Origin of the sequence: Streptomyces sp. Wb2n-11, from assembly GCF_001049855.1 — a bacterium.
Classification (GTDB): domain Bacteria; phylum Actinomycetota; class Actinomycetes; order Streptomycetales; family Streptomycetaceae; genus Streptomyces; species Streptomyces altiplanensis.
This window is the reverse complement of sequence record NZ_CVPB01000001.1, coordinates 3,798,150-3,819,412: the sequence shown is the minus strand read 5'-3', so window position 1 is coordinate 3,819,412 and position 21,263 is coordinate 3,798,150. Positions and strand designations below refer to the sequence as shown.

The following is a 21,263-nucleotide window of genomic DNA, read 5'->3' as shown; positions in this document are numbered from 1 at the left end:
GCGCGCGCGTGCGCCACCGCCGCCGGCCGGGTCTCCAGCCCGCCGCCCAGGCTTCCCCTCGTTGTTCCGCGGGACCGGGCGAGCCCTTCGGCAGCTCGGCCTCGGAGGCCACTGCGCGCCGCCACATCGCCGGGACCGGTCCGGCGTCGGGCTCGCGGGCGGCAGCGGCCGGCCCTCGACCCGGCCCACGGTGCCCGGCACCCTGCACCCGATGGCACCGGCCACCCGACCGGTCCCGGGCGCTCCCTAACCCCCCGCCCGCTTGCGCACCAGCACCTCGACCCCGTCCAGCAGCCGTTCGAGCCCGAAGAGGCGTCATCGACCGCTTCCGCACCCTGGACGTCGGCGGCGTCCCCATCCTGACCGGCCACGTCCTGGCCAGCACCGTCCGCAACCTCGTCTCGACCGCCCTGGTCCTGGGCGTCGCCTGCGCGATCGGCTTCCGCCCCTCGGCCTCCCCCGCCGACTGGCTCACGGCGGCGGCCGTCCTGCTCGCGTACATCACCGCGCTCTCCTGGCTGTCGGCGGCCGTGGGCCTCCTGGCCAAGTCCCCCGAGGCGGCCGGGGGGTTCACCTTCTTCGTCTCCTTCCTCCCCTACCCGAGCAGCGCCTTCGTCCGCACCGACACGATGCCCGCCTGGCTCCACGGCTTCGCCGACCACCAGCCGATCACCCCGGTCATCGAATCCCTCCGGGGCCTGCTCACGAACGAGCCCGTGGGGAACACCCCGTGGGTCGCCCTGGTGTGGTGCGCGGGAATCCTGGCGGTGTCCGTCGCCCTGTCGGACGCCTTGTTCCGGCGCCGGACGGCGTGAGGTCCGGCGCCGGGACGGGACCGGCACACGGCCATGTGTCCCACGACACAAGGGCGGAACCGGGCGGGCGCGATGATTTCGGGGCGACGCGGCCGTCTCCACTGCCGTAACCCCGGAGCGAGGAAGAGGAGCGAGTCCCATGCGCATCGTCATCAGCGAGTTCATGAGCCTGGACGGCATCGTGCAGGCGCCGGGCGGCCCCGGCGAGGACACCGACGGCGGCTTCGCCCACGGCGGCTGGTCGCACCCGTTCTTCGACCCGGAGGTGGTGGGCGGCGCCTTCGACGACGCCACGGCCAAGGCCGAGGGGCTGCTGTTCGGACGCCGCACGTGGCAGACGATGGCCGGGGCGTGGCCCGAGCGGGCCGGCGACCCGTTCGCCGACCGGATGAACTCCCTTCCGAAGTACGTCGTGTCCCGGACACTGGACGACTCCGGACTGACGTGGGAGAACACCACGCGCATCCCCGGCGACGAGGCCGTCGCCCGCATCCGGGAGCTGCGCGAGAAGGACGGCGGCGACCTGGTGGTCATGGGAAGCCCCACGCTCGTACGCACCCTCCTGAGCGAGGGCCTGGCCGACGAGCTCCGGCTCATGATCATGCCGGTGCTCCTGGGCGGCGGAAAGACGATCTTCCCCGACGACGGCGGGCTGCGCACGCTCGAACTGGTCTCCACCGTCATCAGCGACGCGGGCGTGCACGTCTGCACCTACCGGCCCGTCGCCGAGGGGTGAGCCGGGGCCGGGCCGCTCCCGCGGGCAGCTGGCGGGCCTTCAGACCCGAGCCGCCGCCCGCACCGTCCGGAGCACCGGTTCCAGGTCGTCCACGACCACCGGCGCGCCCGCCCCGAGCAGCCCCCGCATCCGCCTCTCGTCGCGCGCGTAGCCGAGGAACCGTACGCCCGCCTCCCGCGCCGCGGTCAGGTCCGCCGGGGTGCCGCCGACCATCAGGGTCTCCGCGGGGCGGGCGTCCAGTCCAGTGAGGGCGCGGCCGAGGCAGTCCGGGCCGGGAGCGGGGCGGCCCGGGCCGGGCGTACGGCCGTGGATGTGCGGGCCGAAACAGCCGGCGAGGCCCCGGCCGGCCAGGTACTGCTCCGCCACCAGCGGAGAGCTGCCCGTCGTGAGCGCGAGACGGCTGCCGACCGCGCTCCAGGTGCGTACCAGCGGGTCGGCGTACGGGGCGGGCCTGGCGGTGGCGGCGGCCCGCAGCTCCTCGCGGGTGAGATCTTCCTCCAGGGCCTCCAGCAGCTCGCTGCCGGGGCGGGCCCGTGCCGCGGCCCGCAGGACGGCGTGCGGGCCGCCGGAAGCCAGTTCCTCCTCCGTCAGCTGCACATGCAGGCCGCGCTTCGCCAGCCGGTCGACCAGGCCGCCCGCCATGTCGTGCGCCTGACGGTCCGCGAAGAGCCGGCAGAGGGGTCCGTCGAAGCCGAAGACCACGCAGTGCGCACCCGTGATCAGATCCCGCAGTTCCTCGGTCACCGGTGCCGCCTGTTCGGTTTGAGTCGTGTCAGAGGTCACTAGGAGAGTGTCAGGCCCGACGTGGCGGTGTTCCAGAGCGCGTCGGACCACTTCCGCGGCCGCTCCCCGGACGCCCCGTTCCGCGGGCCGCGTTCCGGCGGCCGCCGAACGCCGGGCGCCCGTCCGGCCCGCGCCCGCCCGGCCGGCCGGTCAGAAGATGTCCGGGCACCACGGGCGCCTGGGTGTACGGAACAGGGCGTCGGCCACGGCGGCGGCGCCCGCCGACTCCTCCGCGACCCGGCCCAGCGCCGCGAGCCGCACCGCGGACTCCTCGCCCAGGTACAGCGCCCCCAGCTCCCGCACGTCCAGCGTGAGATCCGGCGCCTCGGCCGAAGGGGCGCACACCGCCCCGTCCGCCGATGCCTCCAGCCGGAACCGCCCGCCGGCCAGTCCCGCCGCGTCGTGCACCTCCAGCACGAGCGAGGCGGGCACCGCGTACGTACGCGCCTCAAGGGCCCGTACGACGTCCAGCAGCCGCACCCACAGGAAATCGGCCTGCGTGAGGGTCCTGGCCGCCCGGGGATCCGGGAGCAGGAGGGGAAGCAGGTCGTCACCGGCGCGGTACCCGGACCGTACCGTCGTGATCCAGTCGACCGCGCAGACGAAGTGCCACAGCGCGCGCTCCGCCGCCGGAGACACCGCGATCATGTCGCGTACCGTCGCCGTGTTGAGCGGCTGCTTGCCGTCGCCCCACTTCTCGTCGGCGTGGTAGGTCATCAGCCCCTCGACCTCGCCCCGCGCCGACCGGTAGACGGCGTAGAACGGCTCGGTCCAGGGCTGGAACGACATCACCACCTGCCCCGTGCCGAGCTGCCACCAGCGCTCGTCCCGGTTGATCGCACCGTGCTGCACCGCGCGGAAACGCTCGTGCAGCTCGGGCCCGAGCTTGCGCACGTCGGCTCCGTCGGCCAGATCGACCCGGCCTCCGCCGTCGCCGGGCCCCGCCCAGCGCGCGTCGAGCCCGGCCCGGGGCACGTCGATCTCCCACTCGGTGACCGATGCGGCGGGCCCGAACCCGTACCGCCCGTAGATCGGGTACTCGGCGGCGATCAGCGTCGACAGGACGTCCCCGCGCTCCTTCGCCGCCGCGAGGTCCGCGTCCATCATCCGGCTGAGCAGGCCGCGGCGGCGGTGCGTCGGCGACACGGTCACCTGCGTCACGGCACTCGCCGGGACCGCCGCGCCGCCCGGCACCGTGAGCTCCTGCGCGAAGGAGCGGTACGTCGCGACACAGCGCCCGCCGTCGAACGCGCCCCGCATGCGCGACAGGCCCATGTGCGACAGGCGCTCCGCCGTCTCGTCCTCCCGGAGGACGGGCGACCGGAGGAAGCCGGTGGCGAGGGCGCGCAGCCAGTCGGGGAACTCGGACTCGGTGACCGTACGGACGTCGACGCTCATGCGCCCACGCTAGGCACACGGGCCACGGCTGTCGCGTACATTTCGCGCCCCGGCGGCCCGCCCCCGGCCGGCTTCCGGCCGCTCCCGACCCCTCTGTGGCCGTCCCGGCCGCTCCCGACGGCCTCAGAACGCCGCGCGTATCTCCCCGACCTCGGCCGCCCCGCCCATCAGCGGCACCCGCCCGATCCGGTCCACCACCGGCGCGTCCACACCGAGCCGCCGCAGCGCCCGTGCCAGCACCGGCCCCAGCGCCCGCGTCGCACCGTCGTCGACCTTGAACGCGAGGGCCCGGCCGTCCGGCAGGGCCACCGCCTGCACCGCCTCGGCGCCCATCTTGGACAGCGTGCCCGGCACCTCGCGCATCAGCCAGGTGTCGGGGCGGCGCGTACCCGCGACGTACTCGGGGTGCGCCCGCATCGCGTCCGCGACGCGGCGCTCCGCCGTGCCCTGCCCGGCCAGGACGAAGTGGCGGAAGGCCCGCGCGAGCCCGGTCAGGCTGATCGCCATCAGAGGCGCGCCGCAGCCGTCGGTCCCGACCGCCGTGACGCGCTCGCCGCTCGCCTCCTCGACCACCTTCAGCACGAGCCGCTGAAGCGGATGAGCCGGGTCCAGGTAGGAGTCCGCGTCCCACCCGTTCAGCGCGCAGACCGCCAGCATCGCCGCGTGCTTGCCCGAGCAGTTCATGGTGAGCCGCTCCCGCACCCCGCCCGCGGCCAGGTACGCCTCCGCCTCCACCGGGTCCAGCGGCAGGTCCGGCGGGGTCTGGAGGTCCGCCTCGGTGAGCCCGTGCTCCGCCAGCATCTTCCGTACGAGATCCAGCTGGAACCGCTCCCCCGAGTGGCTCGCGGCCGCCAGCGCCAGCCGCTCGCCCGACAGGTCGAGCCCGGCCCGCACCACCGCCGCCGCCTGCATCGGCTTGTTGCTGGAGCGCGGGAAGACCGGGGCGTGCGGGTCCCCGACCACCAGCTCCACACTGCCGTCCGCCGCCAGGACGACGAGCGAACCCCGGTGACGGCCCTCGACGAAACCGGAACGAACGACTTCCGCGAGGACCGGGGATATGGCAGCGGCGGCGGTGCTGGAGGACATGGGGGCGACCTTCCGGGGCGGGACCGGCCTCTCCGAGGCGGAGCCGGCCGGATCGCGGCCTCGGGTCAGCTTCAGGTCAGCAGGTCGTCTACTTGTGCTTCACCATCACGGTACCTGCGGGCGATCTCGGTGCTGCAATCGTCCGCCGTCCGCTGGAGGAGCTGCCGGCGGCGCGAGACCTGCTGTTCGTAGCGGACGAGCCGCACCATGGCCGCGTGCAGCTCCTCGTCCGTACGGGCGCCGAGGTCCGAGAGCTCGACCTCGGCGAGCATCTCGGCGGCCAGCTGCCGGGACTCCTCGCTGCGCGGTGTGGAGAGCGTGACGTGCCGGGCGGAGGAACGGTGCTGCGACGGGGCGTCGGCGAGGATCTCCGAGAGCCGGTCGACGACCGGGGACTCCGGCCCCGTACGCCGCGCCAGCTCGGCCCGCAGGATGTCGATCCGCCCGTGCAGCAGACGCCGCACATAGCTGAGGTCCGCCTCGTCGCGCTGCGAGTCACGGCGCAGGGCGCGCAGCTCCGGCAGCCCCAGCACGGCGAGATCGTGCTTCTTCCGGTCGGCCGCGAAGGCGTTGCCCGTACTCTCGCCGGTCCGCTGAGCCGGTGGTCGTGCGGCGGAAGCGGAAGCCGCCAGCCGGCTCATCGGCATAGGTACGGGCCCGGGCGACTGCCCGGCGCCAGGTGTGCTCATGAAGTGTTCCGTCCCCTCGACCGGTGCGGCGCGCACCGCCTCCGTGCATCGTGCCACTCCTGACTGCCACCCTGCAGGTGCTCTACGCCCGTTCGGCCCCCGATAGATTGGTCCACATGCGTGCAGTGGTGCAGAGGGTCGACGGCGCGAGCGTCGTCGTGGCGGGCCGGACGGTCGGCGAGATCGTCGGCGAAGGGCTGTGTGTGCTGGTGGGAGTCACCCACGAGGACACGGCGGACAAGGCCGCACAGCTCGCCCGGAAGCTGTGGTCGGTCCGGATCCTCGCGGGCGAGAAATCCTGCTCCGACGTGAACGCGCCGCTTCTGGTCATCTCACAGTTCACCCTCTACGGGGACGCCCGCAAGGGCCGCCGCCCGACCTGGAACGCCGCGGCCCCCGGCGACGTCGCCGAACCGCTGGTCGACGAGGTCGTGGCGCAGCTCCGCGCCCTGGGCGCCCACGTGGAGACGGGCCGGTTCGGAGCGGAGATGCGGGTCTCGCTCACGAACGACGGCCCGTTCACGGTACTGATCGAGGTCTGAGGCCGCCGGGGGCGGCCCGGGGCGGCGGCTCCGAGGCGGAGGAGGACCGCCGCGACCGCCGCGACCGCCGCGGCTGCCGCTACGGCTCTACGACGACTTCCTGCGCCGCGGCCGTGTCGCCCGCCATCAGCTCCGCGTCCACCGGCACGTTGCGCTTGACCAGCGCGAGGGCGATCGGCCCCAGCTCGTGGTGACGGGCCGAAGTGGTGACGAAGCCGAGCTGACGGCCCTCCTCGCCGTCCGCCGCGAGCCGCACCGGCGTACCGGGCGGCGGCAGCAGGACCTCGCTGCCGTCCAGGTGCAGGAAGACCAGGCGCCGCGGCGGCTTCCCCAGGTTCTGCACCCGGGCGACGGTCTCCTGGCCCCGGTAGCAGCCCTTCTGGAGGTGTACGGCGCTGCCGATCCAGCCCAGCTCGTGCGGGATGGTGCGGTGGTCGGTCTCGAAGCCCAGCCGGGGCCGGTGCGCCTCGACGCGCAGGGCCTCGTACGCCAGGATGCCGGCCGCCGGACCGTGGGCCCCGGCGTACGCCTCCAGCTCGCCCCGCGGCAGGAAGAGGTCCCGGCCGTGCGGCGTCTCCCGTACGGCCACGCCCCCGGGCACCTCGGCGATGGATCCGGCCGGCAGGTGGACGACCGCGAAGTCCTCGGTACGGTCGGCGGTCTCCACCCGGTAGAAGAACTTCATCGACTCCAGGTACGCGAGGAGATCGCCCTGCGTGCCCGGCTCGACGTGCATCCACACCGTCTCGCCGTCGTCGACGAGGTACATCGCGTGCTCGACGTGGCCGTGCGCGGTGAGGATCAGCGCCTCGGTGGCCCGGCCGGCCGGGAGCTCGCTGACGTGCTGCGTGAGCAGCAGGTGCAGCCAGCTCAGCCGGTCGTCCCCGGTGACGGTGACGACGCCTCGGTGGGACAGGTCGACGAAACCGGCGCCGCCGGCGAGCGCGCGCTGCTCGCGGAACAGGTCTCCGTAGTGCGCGGCGACGCCTTCGTCACGCCCTTCGGCGGGGACGGCGCCGGGCAGGGACAGCAAGGGGCTGGTCGGTGAGTGTCGCAGCATGCGGCCAGCCTACGACCCGGTGGTCGAAGCCTGTGCGGCGCACTTCTCGCAGCACCCGAAGATCGCGAAGTGCTTCATGTCCGTCTCGAAGCCGAACGTCTCGCGCAGTTTGGCGGTGAAGTCGGCGGCGATCTCGATGTCGGCCTCGATCACGTTCGTACAGTCGCGGCACACCAGGTGGATGTGGTGGTGGCGGTCCGCCAGGTGGTACGTCGGGGCTCCGTGCCCCAGATGGGCGTGGCTGACCAGACCCAGCTCCTCCAGGAGCTCAAGGGTCCGGTACACCGTGGAGATGTTCACGCCGGACGCCGTTTTGCGCACCTCGACGAGGATGTCGTCGGGCGTCGCGTGTTCCAGGGCGTCCACGGCCTCCAGGACGAGCTGGCGCTGGGGCGTCAGCCGGTAGCCGCGCTGCCGCAGGTCGCTTTTCCAGTCGGTGCTCACCACGTGCCCAGTGTAGGCAGCGCGGCGAGCGACCGAAGGTGCGTACGGCCTACTTGAAGAAGGCGATTCCGTCGTCGGGCAGGTCCTTGAGGTCCTTCGCCCACTCCCTCGGGTCGACGACCTTCTTCAGGTGCGCCGACATGTAGGGGCGCAGCTCGACGTCCGGGGTCGCCTTCTCGCCGACCCACATCAGGTCGCTCTTGACGTAGCCGTAGAGACGCTTGCCGCCGGTGTACGGCCCCGAGGCGGCGGTACGCGCCACGGCGTCCGTCACCAGGTCGATCTGCGGCTTCTGGTCCGCCAGCTCGCCGTACCAGATCTCGACGACGCCCTGGTCGCGGATCATGACGACCTCGACCTTGCGGTCCTTGTCGATGCGCCAGTAGCCGGTCTCGCTCTCCAGCGGGCGGACCTTCTTGCCCTCGCTGTCGAGCACCCAGGTGCGCGAGACGTACTCGAGGAAGTCCCGGCCGTCGTGGGAGAAGGTGACTTCCTGGCCGAAATTGGCCTTCTCGTCACCGGGGAAGTCGAAGACACCCGCGCCTTCCCAGTTTCCGAGGAGGAAGACGAGGGGGACGAGGTCCGGGTGGAGGTCGGACGGGATCTCGATCATGAGCTGCTCAGGCGATCTGTGAGGGGAGGGGTGGGTTAGCGCTGACCCTGGTAGAGCTTCTTCACGGTCAGACCGGCGAAGGCCAGAACACCGACGCAGACCAGAACCAGCAGGGCTTCGAAGAAAATCGTCAGCACGGGGGTGCTCCTTGCACGAGCGGTGGGCGGTACGGGGCCGGGCCCCAGCTTAGTCGGCGGGGGCCCGGCCTTGTCTGCGAGGGCTCCACGGCTCGGCCGAGGAGCTGGTTCCGGAGCACCACCGTCTGGTGGAAGGGCACAGCGGCCGCGGTTCCCTTCCTCGACTGGACGATCAGGGCGACCGTGTCGCCGGCCCGGATGTACCCGTGCCGGACGTGCACCGGACCGCGCGGCGCCGTCTCGTCGTACACGTACACCTCCGTCGAAGCCACCATCGCGTCGGACGGATGCGACTCGTCCAGCAGAGCCGCGTCCTCCACACCGTTCACCAGCAGGCCGGCATCGGCGCCGCCTCCCATGTGGTCGGAGAAGAACGCCTCGGCGAAGGCACCCGACCGGAAACGGACCAGGTAGATCCGGGACGAGGTCGAATCCGGCACGGTCCAGCCACGGGCCGTCACATCGAGCAGGCCGCCGTCGGCGAGATCCTGCGCCATACCGGCCCGCTCCTCCTCGGCGTACTCCTTGAGGTAGAGCGCGGCCGGGACCCGGTGACCGGCGCCCTTGAACGCCGGGTCGGGCTTCGCGCGCGCCGGGGCGGGAAGCGGCAACGCCGCCGGGTCGGCGTAGTGCTTCTCGCCCGGGTTGCCTTCGTCGAAGGGCCGCCCGGCGCCGGCCGGCAGGACGGGCTTGGCCAGCTTCGGGCAGACCCAGGGGCCGTCGTCCTCGGTACGGAGCCCCGGAACGCCGGTGCGCGTCTTCTCCGTGACTCCGTACGCGACACCCGCGCCGGACACCCCGAAGACGAGGACCGCCACCGTCCAGCGCAGGACCGCGCGCAGCCCGCGCCGACTCGGCCGGGCGGGCGGCTGCTCGGGCGGTGGCGGGGAGATGACCTGTGCGGGCACGGGAGGCGCCGCGGACTGATGGCCGGTCACACGAACTCCCCAGGGGTCTTCGGACGGACCGGCTGCTCGCTGAGCATCGTCGCGGCCTCTTCGGCTTCGAACGGCTTGGTCCCGTACGCGAACGTGCTCACCAGCACATCGCCCTCGTAGGCGCTGCAGAACATGGCGTCGAGCTTCGACTCGGAGTCCTTCGGCATCAAGAAGCACTTGGCGTTCTTGAACCCCCGGACCTCGGGACCCTTGCGGAAGATGCCCAGAGCGTCGGCGGAGGCGCTCCGGAAGCCGGCCGGCGCCCGGCCGTTGGTGGTGTTCTCTATTCGGGCGAGCCGGGTCTCGAGACCAGGCCACCGTCGGAAGCGCGGTAGCCGCGCATTGCGATGCCCTGGAGCTTCAGCTTGTCGACCGCCTTGTTGCGCTTGTTGCGCTGGGCGGAGGGCAGGCCGCGCGAGCCCTCCTTGAAGACCGCGACGGCCTGCCGTCGCGTGAGGCTGCTGTCGTTGCCGTAATCGTCGATGTCCGGGCCCAGTTCGTACGAGTACGGCACCGGCAGGAGACTGGCGGCGAGCCCCTCCGGCTGCTTGGCCGCGCCCTCGCCCTCCGTGCGGTCCGCCGAGTCGGCCGGTTCCGCCCAGACGACAGTCGGCGCAGTGCGGTCGGCGTCGCCGAGGCTGTCCACGGCCCACACACCGGCCCCGACACGGCGGCGGCCAGCGCGGCCGACACGCCGACGAGCAGCCCACGGTGGGGACGGCGAGGCTTCCACGGCCACGGGGGCGTCCTTCGGGTCACGCAGGTCCGGCTGCGACAGCGGCGGCAGCGGGGTCGGCTCACGGTCGTACTGCACGACGTAACCGGTGATCACCCCGCGACCACGCCGAGTACCGCCGCTGTGGCGATCAGCAGCGTCGTACGGCGGCGGATTACAGTTCGGGCATGGCGAAAAAGCTCGTGATCAAGGTGACCGCCGGGGCCGACGCCCCCGAGCGGTGTTCGCAGGCGTTCACGGTGGCGGCGGTGGCCGTGGCCAGCGGGGTCGAGGTCTCGCTCTGGCTGACCGGCGAGTCCTCGTGGTTCGCGCTGCCGGGGCGCGCGGCGGAGTTCGAGCTGCCGCACGCGGCGCCGCTGCCGGACCTGATCGAGTCGATCACGGCGGCGGGCCAGATCACGCTGTGCACGCAGTGCGCGGCGCGGCGCGAGATCACCGAGAAGGACGTGATCGAGGGCGTACGGATCGCGGGCGCCCAGGTCTTCGTCAGCGAGGTCATGGCGGACGGCGTCCAGTCCCTCGTCTACTGATACCGACGCCTACCGAGCGCTCACCGACGGTGCTTCTTGCCGTCCAGTTCGTCCCACCACTCGTCGGACGTCGGGTCCCCGGACGGATCGTCCCACCAGCGGTCCTCCGGCCCCCGCCGGTTGGCGACCACCGCCGCGACCGGCGGAATGACCATGGCGACGAAGCACATCCCCACGGCCACCGGCACGGACCACAGCCGTACGAGGGCCCAGGCGGAGACGAAGAGGGCGATGCATCCGCCCATCAGCAGGAAATAAGCGTGACGGCGCCGCGCGTACATACCTCCACGGTACGACCGAAGGGCCGCACCCGGTCCAGGTAGCGTCCAACCCCCTGGGGTGCGGCCCTCCGGCCAGCAGAAAGCGCCTCGTCAGACGGCGATCGCGACCTCCGCGAGACCGCCCGTCCGGGCGACGACCGTACGGTCGGCCGTGCCGCCCGGGACCAGCGCGCGGACGGTCCACGTGCCCTCGGCCGCGTAGAAGCGGAACTGGCCCGTGGCCGAGGTCGGGACCTCGGCGGTGAACTCGCCGGTCGAGTCCAGGAGACGGACGTAACCGGTGACGGGCTCGCCGTCGCGGGTCACGCTGCCCTGGATGGTGGTCTCACCGGGCTTGATCGTCGAGGCGTCGGGGCCGCCGGCCTTTGCTCCACACATGTTGAATCCGTCCTTCAAGTCGCGGTCGGGAGGAGTTACTTGCTGGCGCCGAGCTCGATCGGCACGCCGACCAGCGAGCCGTACTCGGTCCACGAGCCGTCGTAGTTCTTGACGTTGTCGACACCGAGCAGCTCGTGCAGGACGAACCAGGTCAGGGCCGAGCGCTCACCGATGCGGCAGTACGCGATGGTGTCCTTGGCCAGGTCGACCTGCTCGGCCTCGTACAGGGCCTTGAGCTCTTCGTCGGACTTGAAGGTGCCGTCGTCGTTGGCGTTCTTCGACCACGGGATGTTGCGGGCGGACGGGACGTGGCCCGGGCGCTGCGACTGCTCCTGCGGGAGGTGGGCCGGGGCGAGCAGCTTGCCGCTGAACTCGTCGGGCGAGCGCACGTCGACGAGGTTCTGGCTGTCGATCGCGGCCACGACGTCGTCGCGGAAGGCGCGGATCGAGGTGTCCTGCGGCTTGGCCTTGTACTGCGTGGCCGGGCGCTCGGGGACCTCCGCGACCAGGTCGCGGGAGTCGAGCTCCCACTTCTTGCGGCCGCCGTCGAGGAGGCGGACGTCCTGGTGGCCGTAAAGCTTGAAGTACCAGAAGGCGTACGACGCGAACCAGTTGTTGTTGCCGCCGTAGAGGACGACCGTCGTGTCGTTCGCGATGCCCTTCTCGGAGAGGAGCTTCTCGAAACCGGCCTGGTCGACGAAGTCGCGGCGGACCGGGTCCTGGAGATCCTTGGTCCAGTCGATGCGGATCGCGTTGCGGATGTGGTTCTTCTCGTACGCCGAGGTGTCTTCGTCGACCTCGACGATGGCGACCTTCGGGTCGTCGATGTGGGCCTCGACCCAGTCTGCGTCTACCAGGACGTCGCTGCGGCTCATGCTGTTCTCCTCCGGGGCAGGTGCGGCGGTTGTGCGCGAGGGGGTGTGCGGGTACGCGGAACGGGACGGCGTACGGCGGCACGGGACGGCCCCGACTTCGACGTCGCCGGTTCGTTCGGTCGGTCGGTCGCAGGGCCGGGGAAGGCGGGCGCCGGAGGCTGTTCCGGCCAGAACCCGCTCAGACAGTGCGACAGAGCATGGCGGCGACGCGGCACAGGTCTACTGCCCGCCGCTTCGTGAGGTCCGCCTGTCGCTGCTGCATGGGACCGATCGTAGGGACGTCACGACCGGCATGTCACCGGCGTGTCGGATGGTGAGACGCGATCGTCCGTGATGTGGGACGGGGAGGGGTGCGAGGCCACCGTTCCAGGCGGTCGCGGGGCCCGCGCCCGTCCGCTTCCTGAGGGGCGGACGCGGGTGTCTCACTATCCGGCGAGGGCCACGTCCGTGCCGGTGACGGAGATCTTCGCCCCGTCCTTCGTCGCTTCGACCTTTTCGAGCTCCATGCCTTCGGGCAGCCCGCTGACCTGCCGGTCGAAGTCGGTCCTCTCGCGGATCATCCCCTCCAGCCCGGGGATGCCCTCGCCGGGCACCTCGTCCGCCCGCACCCGGATGGTGTCGCCGTCGGCCAGGCTCACGCTGGACAGCACACTGCGTGTGATCTTGCGGCCGAGGACGTCGACGGAGCCGGTGACCTTCACCTTGCCGTTGCCGCCGTAGGAGAGGGAGATGTCGTCCTCGGCGGCCTCGGACAGGTCCCCGTACGAGACGAGGGCCCCGCCGGTGGCGCGATCCGCCGTCGCGCCGGCGAAGTCGGTGACGCCGCCCCGCACCCTCACGTCGTGGAGCTCGGCGGTCATCTCGCTGATCCGGAGCCGGTGGCCGGCGGTGCTCGCCTCGATGCCCCTGAGGGTGACGTCGACCTGGTCGAATCGCTTGGCGGCGACCTGCGTCAGGAAGGGAAATCCCTTGATGGACACGTCTGCCGTGCCGGTCAGGCCCTGCCTGCTCTGGAGGCGCTTCGCGACCTCGGACTCGGCCATGCCGACCGCCAGGCGGTCCAGGGCGACGAAGATGCCGCCGAGGATCACGGCGACGACCAGCAGTATTCGCAGCGCACGCATTGTTTACGGATCCCCCGAGTCGACCGGCTCGTCTTGACGATCACGAGCCTACTGCCAGGTAGCGTAAGGATCAGGTGATGATCCGGCCGATCAGGTACGCGGCGGGGGCCGCGGCGGTCAGGGGCAGGGCCACTCCGGCCGTCATGTGGACGAAGCGGGACGGGTAGTCGTAGCTGGCCACGCGCAGGCCGATCAGCGCGCACCCCCCGGCCGCGAGCCCGAGCAGAGCGCCCCCGGCGCCCACGTCCGCCGTCCCGCCGACCGCGACCCCGGCGCCGGTGGCGGCGAGCAGCGCGACGACGACCGACGCGACGCCGGACAGCGGCAGCGCGCGGGCCAGTGCGGCGACGGCGACGGCCACGCCCCCGACGGTCACGGCCTCGGGGGCCGCCGTGAGGTGGCCCGCGGCGAGTACCGCGAGGGCGGCCGAGGTGACGGTGGCCGTCAGGCCGTACATCCGTTCGTCGGCGGGGGCGCGGTTGCGCAGCTGGAGGACGAGCGCGAGCAGCACCCAGACACCGAGCGTGCCGATGATCGCGGCGGGCGCGTGCTCGGCGCCGACGGCCAGCAGCACGATGTCGGCGGTGACGCCGCCGAGGAAGGCGAGCGCGATGCCCTGGCGGGCGGGCCACATGCCGTTGAGCCGGAACCAGCCGGCCGCGGTGACGGCCTGGAGCAGTACGAGCGGCACGAGCAGGGCGTACGGGCCGACGGCCGCCGTGCCGGCGAGCAGCAGCGAGAGCCCGGCGGTCAGGGCGGCCGGCTGCATCCCGGGCGCGATGATAGGCGACCGGCCTTCGGCGCGGGCGCGCTGGGCGGCGGTGAGCGGGGCCTCCCCGGTCCGAGCGGAACCGGAAGCCAGGGGACGTGCGTTGCCCAGGGTGGTGGGCGCGCTGTACGCCGTGTGGTCGGTGGAGCGGGAGGCGGCAGCCGGGGCCGCCGCGGGCGCGGGCGCCGGGGCGGGGTCGTACGCCGCCGCCGGGTAGCCGTACGCGCCGGGTGCCGCCGCCGCCGGGTAGCCGTACGCGCCGGATGCCGGGGCCGCCGGGTCGTGTGCCGCCGGGTCCTGCGGGTACGGGTCGTACGCGCCCTGGGCCTGCGGGTACGGGTCGTACGCGCCCTGGGCCTCGGGCGGCGGCGCGTACGCGCCGTTGCGGGGCGACGGGTCCGAGAGGTCCGAGGGGTGGGCCGGGTACGCCGGATACGCCGTGCCGGCCGCGGACTGCTCCTGCGGCCGGTACGGCTGCTGGACCGGCTGGTACTGGGTGTCCCAGGTCGGCCCGTCCCACGTCTGGGTGTACGGCTCCTGCGCGGACGGGTGCGGCTCCTGGTGGCCGTCGCGTCCGTCGCGTCCGTCGTAGGGGTACGGCTGCTGGTTGCTCATGGTGTGGGGGTCATCCTCCTGCGAACGGCGGGAGCACCTCGACCGTGCCGCCCTCGGCCAGCCGTACGGTCTCATGGGGGCGGGTGCCGACGGGGGCGCCGTCGATGAGGAACGAACACCGCTGGAGTACGCGCGTCAGCTCTCCGGGGTGCCGGTCGCGCACCGCGTCGAGCGCCTCGGCGAGCGTCCCGGCCGCGTACGGCTCCTCGGCGGTCCCGGCCGCGGCCTTGGCCGCGGCCCAGTAGCGGATGGTGCCCGCTGCCATAACGGCGCTCCTTTCGTCGGCTTCCATGATGGGCTATGCCGCCACCAGCCAGGCGCCGATGCGGGTGAGGAGTGTCTCCGCGGCCGCGTTCTCGGCGTGGCCCATGCCGGGCTCGATCCACAGTTCGCCCCGGTCGCCCGCGGCACCGGCGAGCATGCGCGGGTGGTCCAGGGGGAAGTACGGGTCGCGGTCGCCGTGCACGACCAGCAGCGGCGTCGTACCGAGCCGGGCCGCCGCCTCGACCGGCGGGAGCGGCACGGGGTCCCAGTCCCGGGGGTGGATCCGGGTGCGCAGCCCGACCCGCCCGACGAGCCGCCCGGCGGGGCGGGTGACCACCCAGTGCAGCCGCCGCATCGGCGCCGTGCCCCGGTAGTACCAGCGGGCGGGGGCGCTGACGGCCGCGACCGCGTCGGCGTGCGCGGCCGTGTTCGCTTCTGTGCGCCCCCCGTGCGCGGAGCCGCTCCCGTCCCCGTACAGCGCCGCGTGCCGGACGGCCACCGAGCCGCCCATCGAGAAGCCCACCGTGGCCACCTTCCCGTGCCCCAGCGAGCGCGCCCAGCGGACCGCCGCCGCCAGGTCGAGGACCTCGCGGTCGCCGACCGTGGAGCGCCCGCCGGAGCCGCCGTGACCCCGGAACGAGAACGTGATCACGGCTGCGTACTGCCGGAACACCTGGGCCGCGCGCCGTACCGCGGGCCGGTCCAGGGAGCCCGTGAAGCCGTGTGCGACGACGATCGCGGGGCCGGCGGTCCCGCCGCCCGGCGACGGCTCGTACAGCGCCTCGACACGCACCCCGTCGTCCGCCCGCAGAACCGTGCGCCGGGCCCCGTGCGTGATCAAGGGAACAGGTGATCTGCGGAACCGGTCCTCCGGCACGGAACTCATGTGAGCTATTGTGCTGGGCACAGGACCTGGGCAACGTTGCCCCCGGGTCCTTTTGTGTTTTCTGACCGTTGTTACGGACAGATGACGCGGTGCGGTCCCAGGGCGTGGAACCGCACCGCACGAAGTACGAAGCAGTGCCGCATACGTCCTCGCAGGGACCGAGGAGGAACCGACGTAATGGGCGAGCGAACCGTGCATGACCGGACGACCCGGGCAGGTGGCCGACGATGAGTTCTCTGCTGCTCCTGACCAATGCCCTCCAGCCGTCGACGGAGGTGCTCCCCGCCCTCGGCCTGCTTCTGCACAGCGTGCGGGTGGCCCCCGCCGAGGGCCCGGCCCTCGTCGACACCCCCGGTGCCGACGTCATACTGATCGACGGCCGTCGCGACCTCCCGCAGGTCAGATCGCTGTGCCAGCTGCTGCGGTCCACCGGCCCCGGCTGCCCGCTGATCCTCGTCGTGACGGAGGGCGGCCTGGCGGCCGTCACCGCCGACTGGGGCATCGACGACGTACTGCTCGACACCGCGGGTCCGGCCGAGGTCGAGGCACGGCTGCGGCTCGCGACGGGCCGCCGGCAGATCACCTCCGACGACTCCCCGATGGAGATCCGCAACGGCGACCTGTCGGTCGACGAGGCGACGTACAGCGCGAAGCTGAAGGGGCGGGTCCTGGACCTGACCTTCAAGGAGTTCGAGCTGCTGAAGTACCTGGCGCAGCACCCCGGCCGGGTCTTCACGCGCGCACAGCTCCTCCAGGAGGTGTGGGGCTACGACTACTTCGGCGGTACGCGCACGGTCGACGTGCACGTACGGCGGCTGCGCGCCAAGCTCGGCCCCGAGCACGAGTCGCTGATCGGGACCGTACGCAACGTGGGCTACCGCTTTGTGACCCCCGAGAAGGTCGAGCGGGCGGCCGCCGAGGAGGTCCGGGCCAAGACCGGGCGGAAAGCGGCACCCGAGACCGTCACCCGTGTGACGGACACCGTTCCCGACGCCGCCGCGGACGCCACCCCCCGGGAGGAAGCCACCGTACGACCTGCCCAGCGGTAGGTCACCCCGCGTAGACTGCCGCGCGTGGCCAAGGTGACGCGGGACGATGTGGCGCGACTGGCGGGGACTTCGACCGCGGTCGTCAGTTACGTCATCAACAACGGACCCCGGCCGGTCGCCCCGGCCACGCGCGAGCGTGTCCTCGCCGCGATCAAGGAGCTCGGCTACCGGCCGGACCGGGTCGCGCAGGCCATGGCGTCCCGCCGCACCGACCTCATAGGCATGATCGTCCCCGACGCGCGGCAGCCGTTCTTCGCGGAGATGACGCACGCGGTCGAACAGGCCGCCGCCGACCGCGGGAAGATGGTCCTCGTCGGCAACTCCGACTACCGCGACGAGCGCGAGGTCCACTACCTGCGGGCCTTCCTCGGCATGCGGGTCTCCGGCCTGATCCTGGTCAGCCAGGGCCCGAGCGAGTGGGCGGCCGCCGAGATCGAGGCGTGGGACGCGCGCGTGGTGCTGCTGCACGAGCGGCCCGAGACGATCGACGACGTGGCGGTCGTCACGGACAACATCGGCGGCGCGCAGCTCGCCACCCGCCACCTCCTGGAGCACGGTCATCCGTACGTCGCCTGCCTGGGCGGCATGGAGTCGACGCCCATGGTCGGCGACCCGGTGGCCGACCACGTCGTGGGCTGGCGCCGGGCGATGCGGGAATCGGGGCGGTCCACCGAGGGCCGCCTCTTCCAGGCTCCGTACAACAGGTACGACGCCTACCAGGTCGCCCTGAAGCTGCTCGCGGGGCCGGACCGGCCGCCCGCGATCTTCTGCTCCACGGACGACCAGGCGATCGGCGTGCTGCGGGCCGCGCGTGAGCTGCGCATCGACGTACCGGGCGAGCTGGCGGTGGCCGCCTTCGACGACGTGAAGGAAGCGGCGCTCACCGATCCGCCGCTGACGACGGTGTACTCCGACCGGCCGGCGATGGCGCGAGCGGCGGTGGACCTGGTGCTGGACGATTCGCTGCGGGTGGCGGGGTCGCGGCGCGAGCGGCTGAAGCAGTTCCCGTCGGCGCTGGTGGTGCGCCGTTCCTGCGGCTGCCCGGCGACGTAGCTCTCCTCGTGCCGCAGCTCTCTTTACATGGGACATACGCGGTTCTGTCGGGCTTCTCAGCGGCTCCTCAGACGGTTCTCATGAGCGCCGACCAGGCTCTGGGACATGACCGAGAGCCCCCGCCGCAGCGGCGAGTACCCCGAGCCCGAGCAGCAGCCCTCCTTCGTCCCCCGGCAGCGCGCCGGGGACGGCGCCGGGTCCGAGGCACCGCCGTACGGCGCCGCGTATCCGCCGCCGCCCGCGTACGCGCCTCCTGTCGCCGCGCCCCGGCGGGCCCGGCGGCCCGTGGCGCTGCTGACGGCGGTCGCCATCGTCGCCGCCGCGATCGGCGGTGGCACGGCGGCCCTCGCGGAGCGCCTGGCCGGCCCGGACCCCGTCACCGGCGGCAACGGCGTCAGCGGTACGACCGTCTCGCAGAGCAGCAAGGGCACCGTCGCCGGGGTCGCGCAGGCCGTGAGCCCGAGCATCGTGGAGATCAGCGCGACGTCGGCCTCCGGCGCCTCCACCGGCTCCGGGGTGATCATCACCGCCGACGGCGAGATCATCACGAACAACCACGTCGTCTCGGGCGCCTCCTCCGTCAAGGTCGAGCTGAGCAGCGGCAGGACGTACACCGCCGATGTCGTCGGCACCGACCCCGACAAGGACCTCGCCCTCATCGAGCTCCGGGGCGCGAGCGGTCTGAAGGCGGCGACGCTCGGGGACTCCGACGACGTCGAGGTCGGCGACGAGGTGGTGGCGATCGGCTCGCCCGAGGGCCTGACCGGGACGGTGACCAGCGGAATCGTCTCGGCACTGGACCGGGACGTGACCGTGTCGAAGGACGGGAACCCGGGCCAGGAACAGCAGGGGCAGCAGGAACAGCAGGGGCGGAGCGGCGGCCAGTGGCCGTTCGAGTTCGGCGGGCAGCAGTTCAACGGCGACACCGGTTCGTCGAAGACGACGTACAAGGCGATCCAGACCGACGCCTCCCTCAACCCCGGCAACTCCGGTGGCGCCCTCATCAACATGGACGGCGAGATCATCGGCATCAACTCCGCGATGTACGCCCCGAGCGGTGCCAGCGGTTCCGCTTCCGGCAGCGTCGGCCTCGGCTTCGCCATCCCCGTCGGCACGGTCAAGGCCGACCTGGACGGGCTCCGCGCCGGGGGCGACAGCTGACGCCCGTACCGTGCGAGGCTGAAGGCGATCCACGGGCCACGGGCCCGCGCCAGCCATCGCGCAGCGACCACAGACAGGCCGAGGAAGACCGATGAACAGCCCCGCCGAGCGCATCCTGATCGTCGACGACGAGCCCGCCGTGCGCGAGGCACTCCAGCGCAGTCTCGCCTTCGAGGGGTACGGGACGGAGGTCGCCGTCGACGGCATCGACGCGCTCGCCAAGGCCGCGTCGTACGCACCGGACCTGATCGTCCTCGACATCCAGATGCCCCGCATGGACGGCCTGACCGCGGCCCGCCGCATCCGCTCGTCCGGCGACACCCTCCCCATCCTGATGCTCACCGCCCGCGACACGGTCGGCGACCGCGTGACCGGGCTCGACGCGGGCGCCGACGACTACCTGGTGAAGCCGTTCGAACTGGACGAGCTGTTCGCCCGCATCCGGGCGCTGCTGAGGCGCAGCGGGTACGCCGCCGGGGCGGCCGGCGAGGAGGCGCCGGGGCACGTCCTGTCCTTCGCCGACCTGCGGATGGACCTCGCGACGCGCGAGGTGACGCGGGGCGGCCGGCCGGTGGAGCTGACCCGTACCGAGTTCACGCTGCTGGAGATGTTCCTCGCGCACCCGCGCCAGGTGCTGACGCGCGAGCAGATCCTCAAGGCGGTGTGGGGCTTCGACTTCGAGCCCACCTCGAACTCCCTGGACGTGTACGTGATGTACCTGCGCCGCAAGACCGAGGCGGGCGGCGAGCCGCGCCTGGTGCACACGGTGCGGGGGGTCGGGTACGCGCTGCGGGGCGGTGAGGCGTGAGCGGTGCGCCGGCGCCGGCATCGGCGTCACTGCGCAGGTTCCGCGCGCTGCCGCTGCGGTCCCGGCTGGCGCTGCTGACGGCCACGGCGGTGGCGGTCGCGGTGGCGGCGGTCGCGGCGGCGTGCTGGTTCGTGACGAAGGCTCAGCTCCAGGAGCAGATGGACGACTCGCTGCGGGGTGCGGAGTTCGACGAGAAGGCGACCGGGGACCTGCTGGCGTCCTGCCTGAGCGGCGGAGCCCTGCCGGCCCCGGTGTTCCCCAGCGAGTACTCCGTGCAGATCGTGGCGGCGTCGGGCCGGACCTGTACCGCCCCGAGGTCCTCACCGATCCCCGCGCAGCGCGACGACATCGCCGTGGCGAGCGGGCTGCGGGACGACGCGCTGCACACGACGGCCGACAAGGCCGGCACGCGGATGCGCGTCCACACCCGGCCGCTGGGCCGGATCGCCGGCACCGGCCCCGCCGCCGGCCGGTTCGCGCTCTCCGTGGCCCGCCCGGTGAACGAGATCGACGAGCCGCTCGGCTCCCTCGCCTGGGTGCTGCTCACGGTGTCCGGGATCGGTGTCGTCGGCGCCGGCGCCGCCGGCCTCTGGGTCGCCCGCGCGGGCCTGCGCCCCGTCGACAAGCTCACCGGCGCCGTCGAGCACGTGGCGCGCACGGAGGACCTGACCGTACGCATCCCGGTCGAGGGCGAGGACGAGATCGCCCGCCTCTCGCGCTCCTTCAACGCCATGACCACCGCCCTCGCGTCCTCCCGCGACCGCCAGGCGCAGCTGATCGCCGACGCGGGCCACGAGCTGCGGACCCCGCTCACGTCCCTGCGTACGAACGTGGAGCTGCTGGCCCGCAGCGACGAGACGGGACGGGCCATCCCGCCCGCCGACCGGGCCGCGCTCATGGTGTCCGTCAAGGCGCAGATGACCGAACTGGCGTCGCTGATCGGCGACCTGCAGGAGCTCGCGCGGCCCGACACGGCCGAGCAGGGCAGCCCGCCGAGGATCGTCGCGCTGCACGAGATCGCGGCCGCCGCGCTGGAGCGCGCCCGGCTGCGCGGCTCCGGGCTGACGATCGAAGCGGACCTCTCCCCCTGGTACGTACGGGCCGAACCGGCGGCGCTGGAGCGGGCGCTGGTCAACGTCCTGGACAACGCGGTGAAGTTCAGCCCGCCGGGCGCCGCGGTCGACGTGACCCTGGACCGGCACGGCGGACTGACGGTGCGCGACCACGGGCCCGGCATCCCGGACGCCGAACTCCCGCACGTTTTCGAACGCTTCTGGCGCTCGCCGTCCGCCCGGTCCCTGCCGGGTTCGGGGCTCGGCCTGTCCATCGTGGCCCGTACGGTCCAGCAGGCGGGCGGCACGGTCGCGCTGCGGCGCCCGGCGGACGGGGGCGGCGGCACGGAGGCCGTGATCAGGCTGCCGGGCGCACCGGTACCGCCGCCCGGCACCGGCTAGACCTCCGCGGGAAGCGTCCTCGCGACGCCGTCCGGC

General features: G+C 72.8%; 27 protein-coding genes. 9 read left to right on the top strand and 18 right to left on the bottom strand.

The genetic code is table 11. The features are described 5' to 3' along the window. Positions 1-8: 8 nt before the first annotated feature. Together BN1555_RS17445 and BN1555_RS17440 are read left to right on the top strand one after the other, a co-directional pair. The gene (locus BN1555_RS17445) at positions 9-815 is read left to right on the top strand and encodes an ABC transporter permease (protein WP_255306069.1); all 807 of its coding nucleotides are present in this window, start codon (positions 9-11) and stop codon (positions 813-815) included. A gap of 139 nt (positions 816-954) precedes the next feature. Further along, positions 955-1,551: a dihydrofolate reductase family protein gene (locus tag BN1555_RS17440; RefSeq protein ID WP_093800248.1), complete on the top strand. Its 597-nt coding sequence runs from the start codon at positions 955-957 to the stop codon at positions 1,549-1,551. A gap of 39 nt (positions 1,552-1,590) precedes the next feature. Here the strand turns inward: BN1555_RS17440 and BN1555_RS17435 are convergent, their stop codons facing one another. From BN1555_RS17435 to BN1555_RS17420, 4 genes are all read right to left on the bottom strand, one after another. Continuing rightward, positions 1,591-2,334, bottom strand: a complete 744-nt coding sequence (locus tag BN1555_RS17435) for an HAD family hydrolase (protein ID WP_255306068.1) — start codon at positions 2,332-2,334, stop codon at positions 1,591-1,593. Between the two features lie 150 nt (positions 2,335-2,484). After that, positions 2,485-3,732 (bottom strand): GNAT family N-acetyltransferase, encoded by a 1,248-nt coding sequence (locus BN1555_RS17430; protein WP_093800246.1) that lies wholly within the window; start codon positions 3,730-3,732, stop codon positions 2,485-2,487. A gap of 123 nt (positions 3,733-3,855) precedes the next feature. After that, positions 3,856-4,821 (bottom strand): asparaginase, encoded by a 966-nt coding sequence (locus tag BN1555_RS17425; protein ID WP_093800245.1) that lies wholly within the window; start codon positions 4,819-4,821, stop codon positions 3,856-3,858. 71 nt (positions 4,822-4,892) lie between these two features. Continuing rightward, positions 4,893-5,510 carry an RsiG family protein gene (locus BN1555_RS17420; protein WP_093803457.1) on the bottom strand — a complete coding sequence of 206 codons (618 nt, stop codon included), beginning with the start codon at positions 5,508-5,510 and terminating at the stop codon, positions 4,893-4,895. Positions 5,511-5,626: 116 nt separating this feature from the next. On the opposite strand from BN1555_RS17420, the gene dtd reads away from it, so the two are divergent. Continuing rightward, a complete protein-coding gene (gene dtd, locus BN1555_RS17415; protein ID WP_093803456.1) occupies positions 5,627-6,052 on the top strand; it encodes a D-aminoacyl-tRNA deacylase in 426 nt (141 codons plus the stop codon). Positions 6,053-6,131: 79 nt separating this feature from the next. On the opposite strand, the gene BN1555_RS17410 is transcribed toward dtd, so the two are convergent. From BN1555_RS17410 to BN1555_RS17385, 6 genes are all read right to left on the bottom strand, one after another. After that, positions 6,132-7,112: a CAF17-like 4Fe-4S cluster assembly/insertion protein YgfZ gene (locus BN1555_RS17410; RefSeq protein ID WP_093800244.1), complete on the bottom strand. Its 981-nt coding sequence runs from the start codon at positions 7,110-7,112 to the stop codon at positions 6,132-6,134. 9 nt (positions 7,113-7,121) lie between these two features. Next, a complete protein-coding gene (locus BN1555_RS17405) occupies positions 7,122-7,559 on the bottom strand; it encodes a Fur family transcriptional regulator (protein WP_093800243.1) in 438 nt (145 codons plus the stop codon). Between the two features lie 46 nt (positions 7,560-7,605). Beyond that, a complete protein-coding gene (locus BN1555_RS17400) occupies positions 7,606-8,169 on the bottom strand; it encodes a heme-binding beta-barrel domain-containing protein (protein WP_093800242.1) in 564 nt (187 codons plus the stop codon). 130 nt (positions 8,170-8,299) lie between these two features. Further along, a complete protein-coding gene (locus BN1555_RS17390) occupies positions 8,300-9,244 on the bottom strand; it encodes a hypothetical protein (RefSeq protein WP_176710056.1) in 945 nt (314 codons plus the stop codon). Next, complete coding sequence (locus BN1555_RS39000) at positions 9,241-9,411, bottom strand: hypothetical protein (protein WP_176710055.1); 171 nt, start codon at positions 9,409-9,411, stop codon at positions 9,241-9,243. The genes BN1555_RS17390 and BN1555_RS39000 overlap by 4 nt, the downstream gene beginning before the upstream one ends. Before the next feature lie 116 nt (positions 9,412-9,527). Further along, on the bottom strand, positions 9,528-10,076 hold the full coding sequence (locus BN1555_RS17385; RefSeq protein WP_093800241.1) for a hypothetical protein: 549 nt from the start codon (positions 10,074-10,076) through the stop codon (positions 9,528-9,530). A 71-nt stretch (positions 10,077-10,147) separates the two neighbouring features. Between BN1555_RS17385 and BN1555_RS17380 the strand changes: the two genes are divergently transcribed. Further along, the gene (locus tag BN1555_RS17380; protein ID WP_093800240.1) at positions 10,148-10,510 is read left to right on the top strand and encodes a DsrE family protein; all 363 of its coding nucleotides are present in this window, start codon (positions 10,148-10,150) and stop codon (positions 10,508-10,510) included. Between the two features lie 20 nt (positions 10,511-10,530). Here the strand turns inward: BN1555_RS17380 and BN1555_RS17375 are convergent, their stop codons facing one another. From BN1555_RS17375 to BN1555_RS17345, 8 genes are all read right to left on the bottom strand, one after another. Beyond that, entirely contained in the window at positions 10,531-10,791 is a 261-nt protein-coding gene (locus BN1555_RS17375) for a DUF3099 domain-containing protein (protein ID WP_093800239.1), read from the bottom strand. A 90-nt stretch (positions 10,792-10,881) separates the two neighbouring features. After that, positions 10,882-11,169: a DUF1416 domain-containing protein gene (locus BN1555_RS17370; protein ID WP_093800238.1), complete on the bottom strand. Its 288-nt coding sequence runs from the start codon at positions 11,167-11,169 to the stop codon at positions 10,882-10,884. 35 nt (positions 11,170-11,204) lie between these two features. After that, the gene (locus BN1555_RS17365) at positions 11,205-12,044 is read right to left on the bottom strand and encodes a sulfurtransferase (protein ID WP_093800237.1); all 840 of its coding nucleotides are present in this window, start codon (positions 12,042-12,044) and stop codon (positions 11,205-11,207) included. Positions 12,045-12,222: 178 nt separating this feature from the next. Beyond that, on the bottom strand, positions 12,223-12,306 hold the full coding sequence (locus BN1555_RS41635; RefSeq protein ID WP_369689033.1) for a putative leader peptide: 84 nt from the start codon (positions 12,304-12,306) through the stop codon (positions 12,223-12,225). 163 nt (positions 12,307-12,469) lie between these two features. Further along, a complete protein-coding gene (locus BN1555_RS17360; RefSeq protein ID WP_093800236.1) occupies positions 12,470-13,168 on the bottom strand; it encodes an LmeA family phospholipid-binding protein in 699 nt (232 codons plus the stop codon). 70 nt (positions 13,169-13,238) lie between these two features. Then, positions 13,239-14,552: a hypothetical protein gene (locus BN1555_RS17355; RefSeq protein ID WP_255306067.1), complete on the bottom strand. Its 1,314-nt coding sequence runs from the start codon at positions 14,550-14,552 to the stop codon at positions 13,239-13,241. A gap of 10 nt (positions 14,553-14,562) precedes the next feature. Next, positions 14,563-14,817: a MoaD/ThiS family protein gene (locus BN1555_RS17350; RefSeq protein WP_093800234.1), complete on the bottom strand. Its 255-nt coding sequence runs from the start codon at positions 14,815-14,817 to the stop codon at positions 14,563-14,565. A gap of 33 nt (positions 14,818-14,850) precedes the next feature. Beyond that, entirely contained in the window at positions 14,851-15,702 is an 852-nt protein-coding gene (locus tag BN1555_RS17345) for an alpha/beta hydrolase family protein (protein WP_093800233.1), read from the bottom strand. Between the two features lie 227 nt (positions 15,703-15,929). Between BN1555_RS17345 and BN1555_RS17340 the strand changes: the two genes are divergently transcribed. The 5 genes from BN1555_RS17340 to BN1555_RS17320 all read left to right on the top strand — a co-directional run bounded on the left by BN1555_RS17340 (position 15,930) and on the right by BN1555_RS17320 (position 21,227). Continuing rightward, positions 15,930-16,751, top strand: coding sequence for a response regulator transcription factor (locus tag BN1555_RS17340; RefSeq protein ID WP_093800232.1), 822 nt, complete (start codon positions 15,930-15,932; stop codon positions 16,749-16,751). 24 nt (positions 16,752-16,775) lie between these two features. Continuing rightward, positions 16,776-17,804, top strand: a complete 1,029-nt coding sequence (locus tag BN1555_RS17335) for a LacI family DNA-binding transcriptional regulator (RefSeq protein ID WP_093800231.1) — start codon at positions 16,776-16,778, stop codon at positions 17,802-17,804. A 105-nt stretch (positions 17,805-17,909) separates the two neighbouring features. Next, positions 17,910-18,965 (top strand): S1C family serine protease, encoded by a 1,056-nt coding sequence (locus BN1555_RS17330; RefSeq protein ID WP_093800230.1) that lies wholly within the window; start codon positions 17,910-17,912, stop codon positions 18,963-18,965. A 91-nt stretch (positions 18,966-19,056) separates the two neighbouring features. After that, positions 19,057-19,773 (top strand): response regulator transcription factor, encoded by a 717-nt coding sequence (locus BN1555_RS17325; protein WP_093800229.1) that lies wholly within the window; start codon positions 19,057-19,059, stop codon positions 19,771-19,773. After that, positions 19,770-21,227, top strand: coding sequence for a sensor histidine kinase (locus tag BN1555_RS17320; RefSeq protein WP_255306066.1), 1,458 nt, complete (start codon positions 19,770-19,772; stop codon positions 21,225-21,227). The genes BN1555_RS17325 and BN1555_RS17320 overlap by 4 nt, the downstream gene beginning before the upstream one ends. Positions 21,228-21,263 lie beyond the last annotated feature (36 nt).

What these genes read in the sequence shown, in the direction of transcription:
- BN1555_RS17425 (WP_093800245.1), bottom strand. Translation starts at nt 4,821, where the DNA reads ATGTCCTCCAGCACCGCCGCCGCTGCCATATCCCCGGTCCTCGCGGAA.
- BN1555_RS17355 (WP_255306067.1), bottom strand. Translation starts at nt 14,552, where the DNA reads ATGAGCAACCAGCAGCCGTACCCCTACGACGGACGCGACGGACGCGAC.
- BN1555_RS17350 (WP_093800234.1), bottom strand. Translation starts at nt 14,817, where the DNA reads ATGGCAGCGGGCACCATCCGCTACTGGGCCGCGGCCAAGGCCGCGGCC.
- BN1555_RS17380 (WP_093800240.1), top strand. Translation starts at nt 10,148, where the DNA reads ATGGCGAAAAAGCTCGTGATCAAGGTGACCGCCGGGGCCGACGCCCCC.
- BN1555_RS17360 (WP_093800236.1), bottom strand. Translation starts at nt 13,168, where the DNA reads ATGCGTGCGCTGCGAATACTGCTGGTCGTCGCCGTGATCCTCGGCGGC.
- BN1555_RS41635 (WP_369689033.1), bottom strand. Translation starts at nt 12,306, where the DNA reads ATGCAGCAGCGACAGGCGGACCTCACGAAGCGGCGGGCAGTAGACCTG.
- BN1555_RS17375 (WP_093800239.1), bottom strand. Translation starts at nt 10,791, where the DNA reads ATGTACGCGCGGCGCCGTCACGCTTATTTCCTGCTGATGGGCGGATGC.
- BN1555_RS17420 (WP_093803457.1), bottom strand. Translation starts at nt 5,510, where the DNA reads ATGAGCACACCTGGCGCCGGGCAGTCGCCCGGGCCCGTACCTATGCCG.
- BN1555_RS17345 (WP_093800233.1), bottom strand. Translation starts at nt 15,702, where the DNA reads ATGAGTTCCGTGCCGGAGGACCGGTTCCGCAGATCACCTGTTCCCTTG.
- BN1555_RS17410 (WP_093800244.1), bottom strand. Translation starts at nt 7,112, where the DNA reads ATGCTGCGACACTCACCGACCAGCCCCTTGCTGTCCCTGCCCGGCGCC.
- BN1555_RS17440 (WP_093800248.1), top strand. Translation starts at nt 955, where the DNA reads ATGCGCATCGTCATCAGCGAGTTCATGAGCCTGGACGGCATCGTGCAG.
- BN1555_RS17400 (WP_093800242.1), bottom strand. Translation starts at nt 8,169, where the DNA reads ATGATCGAGATCCCGTCCGACCTCCACCCGGACCTCGTCCCCCTCGTC.
- BN1555_RS17325 (WP_093800229.1), top strand. Translation starts at nt 19,057, where the DNA reads ATGAACAGCCCCGCCGAGCGCATCCTGATCGTCGACGACGAGCCCGCC.
- BN1555_RS17370 (WP_093800238.1), bottom strand. Translation starts at nt 11,169, where the DNA reads ATGTGTGGAGCAAAGGCCGGCGGCCCCGACGCCTCGACGATCAAGCCC.
- BN1555_RS17330 (WP_093800230.1), top strand. Translation starts at nt 17,910, where the DNA reads ATGACCGAGAGCCCCCGCCGCAGCGGCGAGTACCCCGAGCCCGAGCAG.
- BN1555_RS17365 (WP_093800237.1), bottom strand. Translation starts at nt 12,044, where the DNA reads ATGAGCCGCAGCGACGTCCTGGTAGACGCAGACTGGGTCGAGGCCCAC.
- BN1555_RS39000 (WP_176710055.1), bottom strand. Translation starts at nt 9,411, where the DNA reads ATGCCGAAGGACTCCGAGTCGAAGCTCGACGCCATGTTCTGCAGCGCC.
- BN1555_RS17430 (WP_093800246.1), bottom strand. Translation starts at nt 3,732, where the DNA reads ATGAGCGTCGACGTCCGTACGGTCACCGAGTCCGAGTTCCCCGACTGG.
- dtd (WP_093803456.1), top strand. Translation starts at nt 5,627, where the DNA reads ATGCGTGCAGTGGTGCAGAGGGTCGACGGCGCGAGCGTCGTCGTGGCG.
- BN1555_RS17340 (WP_093800232.1), top strand. Translation starts at nt 15,930, where the DNA reads ATGAGTTCTCTGCTGCTCCTGACCAATGCCCTCCAGCCGTCGACGGAG.